The organism is Rhizobacter sp., assembly GCF_031412075.1.
In the GTDB taxonomy this organism is placed as follows: Bacteria; Pseudomonadota; Gammaproteobacteria; order Burkholderiales; family Burkholderiaceae_C; genus Rhizobacter.
Genome location: NZ_JANOCG010000523.1, coordinates 1 through 2,360 on the forward strand (window position 1 = coordinate 1; position 2,360 = coordinate 2,360).

General features: G+C 62.2%; 5 protein-coding genes. 1 reads left to right on the forward strand and 4 read right to left on the reverse strand.

Features of this window, described 5'->3' with window-relative positions; all coding sequences use genetic code 11:
- The coding region (locus RMO40_RS19515) for an anhydro-N-acetylmuramic acid kinase (RefSeq protein WP_309724920.1) at positions 1 to 465 on the forward strand (465 nt) is incomplete at its 5' end.
- Between the two features lie 51 nt (positions 466 to 516).
- On the opposite strand, the gene erpA is transcribed toward RMO40_RS19515, so the two are convergent.
- The 4 genes from erpA to rpsI form a co-directional block, all read right to left on the reverse strand.
- The gene (erpA, locus tag RMO40_RS19520) at positions 517 to 897 is read right to left on the reverse strand and encodes an iron-sulfur cluster insertion protein ErpA (RefSeq protein ID WP_309724922.1); all 381 of its coding nucleotides are present in this window, start codon (positions 895 to 897) and stop codon (positions 517 to 519) included.
- A 49-nt stretch (positions 898 to 946) separates the two neighbouring features.
- Entirely contained in the window at positions 947 to 1,345 is a 399-nt protein-coding gene (locus RMO40_RS19525; protein ID WP_309724925.1) for a polymer-forming cytoskeletal protein, read from the reverse strand.
- Positions 1,346 to 1,392: 47 nt separating this feature from the next.
- Complete coding sequence (locus tag RMO40_RS19530; protein ID WP_309724927.1) at positions 1,393 to 2,199, reverse strand: DUF6776 family protein; 807 nt, start codon at positions 2,197 to 2,199, stop codon at positions 1,393 to 1,395.
- 73 nt (positions 2,200 to 2,272) lie between these two features.
- The coding region (gene rpsI / locus RMO40_RS19535) for a 30S ribosomal protein S9 (RefSeq protein WP_309724929.1) at positions 2,273 to 2,360 on the reverse strand (88 nt) is incomplete at its 5' end.

Consider the following 2,360-nt stretch of genomic DNA (forward strand, 5'->3'; position numbering starts at 1 on the left):
AGCGGCACGATCCAGCCACGGTTGCTCGATGTGTTGCTGGAAGAGCCCTATTTCACCGCCCCGCCGCCCAAGAGCACCGGCCGGGATCTGTTCAATACCGACTGGCTGGCCCACCGGCTGCAACGCCACGGCGTGACCACCCGCAACGAAGACGTGCAAGCCACGCTGTGCGAGCTGACCGCCCTCACGTGCACCACAGCCATCAAGGCTCATGCAGGTGATGCGAGCGAGCTGCTGGTGTGTGGCGGGGGTGCGCTCAACAAACACCTGATGCGCCGACTGGCGGTTCACCTGCCCGGCATGGCCGTTCGCCTGACCGACGACCGCGGCCTGCCGGCACAGCATGTGGAAGCAGCCGCATTCGCCTGGTTGGCCTACAAACACTTGCACGGCGAACCGGGCAACCTCAGTGCCGTCACCGGAGCGACCGGGCCCCGTGTGCTCGGCGCTTTGTACCCGGCGTGACAACGCAAAAGGCCGCCCAAGGGCGGCCTTTGCATTGGCAGAGGTCTCAGCTCAAACCGTGAAGCTGGAACCACACCCGCAGGTGGTGGTCGCGTTCGGGTTCTTGATCACGAACTGCGCGCCTTGCAGGTCATCCTTGTAGTCGATCTCGGCGCCGGCCAGGTACTGCAGGCTCATCGCGTCGATCAAGAGCGTGACGCCGTTCTTGTTCATCTGGGTGTCGTCTTCGTTGACGATTTCATCGAAGGTGAAACCGTACTGGAAGCCGGAACAACCGCCACCCTGCACGAACACCCGCAACTTCAGCTCGGGGTTGCCTTCCTCGTCGACCAATTCCTTGACCTTGCTCGCAGCACTGTCGGTGAAGACGAGCGGCACCGGAGGCATGTCGGCCTCGGGGGTTTGGACGTTGCTTGTTGCTACTGCGCTCATGGCGATTCCTTCCAGACAAGAACTGGATTATCCACGCCGGCGAGAAACCTCACCCGCCGCTGGAGGCAGCCAATTTGATGAGTGCTGGCTTTTCTTCGGCTTTCAACGGGTGAAGTTCGCCGTCAATGGTGGCGCCCTGGTGCATCTCGAGGGCTTCGTACTTCACGTCGCCGATGATCACCGCCTTGGGCTGCAGCTCGAGCAGCGCGTCAGACACCACCGGGCCGGTGACATGGCCGTTGATGATCACGTGGCCGGCCTTGACCTTGCCCACCACGCGGGCTTTTTCGCTGATGACCAAGATGCTGTACTCCCCCGCCAGGGCGATCACGTCGCCCTGCACTTCCCCGTCGATGCGAAGACCGTCGGTGAAGAGCAGCTCGCCACGAATGACTGTGCCCTCACCGATCAGGGTGCGGATGGGGGGCTGTTTTTTCTTCGCGAACATGTGTGACTCCTAACGTCAACGTCGATCGACCCAGCGCGCTGGGGGTTTCATAACTTCACGGTCTGGGAGGCTCGCACGCCGCCCTTGTTGTCGGTGACCTTGACCTCGACCATCTTCACCACCGCGTCGGTCGGGTAGTTCACCGTGCCTTCAAGGCGGGCCGATTGTTTGACCTGCAGCAGCCTGGGGCCGCCGGGCTGGGAAATCGTCCAAGGTTTGTCACCCAGTGTGCCCGACAGCACGATGTCGTAACGCCCGACAAACTCGGGTGGATTCCGGCCTATTTGCATGATCAGCACCTGAAATCGAAGGTGCCCCGGCCCTTTTGCCTCGGCTTGCAAAGCCCGCACATTGAGGCCCTCGGCCGCGCTGGCCGGCAGCAGGCGCTCGAAAAACCCCAGGTCGGCTTTCAGCGCGAGGTTTTCAGACTCGACCTGTTTGATTTGCTGCGTCAGCCGCTCCTGAGCCACCCTTTCAGCTTTCAGCAGACTCTCGGCTGTGTTGGCGATGGACTGCGCACCCTCGCGCTCCTCGCGCAGCTTGGACACCTCGATCCGCAGCTGAGCCAACTCGGCCTTCGCATCTCGGTCCAAGCCGGCAATGCTCTTGCCGAACTCGAAGGCCCACAGCGCCAGAGCCGCAGAAAAACCGAACACCAAAGCCACCACGGCCCAGCGCAGCGGCCAGGGCAAATGACTGCGTACGATCATGCGGGGCGCACTGATCGACATTCGTCGGCGTAGCAGTTTCCAGCGCATGGCGTGGGGTGGTTTTGGTGCAGGGAGTAGGGTGAGGCGCGATTGTAGGAGCGCACTCTGCCCCGGCCTGTGTCCAAACCTTGCAGGTGTATGCATGCGCCTCAGCCATGAAAAAGGCCGCTCGAAAGCGGCCTTTTTGCACGAAAACCCGTCTCCGGGTTCGCGGGGATCAGCGCTTGCTGAACTGCTTGCGGCGACGTGCACCGTGCAGACCCACCTTCTTGCGCTCGACTTCACGCGCATCGCGCGTGACAAAG

Coding starts and splice junctions, on each gene's coding strand:
- RMO40_RS19530 (WP_309724927.1), bottom strand. CDS start 2,199: ATGCATACACCTGCAAGGTTTGGACACAGGCCGGGGCAGAGTGCGCTC.
- RMO40_RS19525 (WP_309724925.1), bottom strand. CDS start 1,345: ATGTTCGCGAAGAAAAAACAGCCCCCCATCCGCACCCTGATCGGTGAG.
- erpA (WP_309724922.1), bottom strand. CDS start 897: ATGAGCGCAGTAGCAACAAGCAACGTCCAAACCCCCGAGGCCGACATG.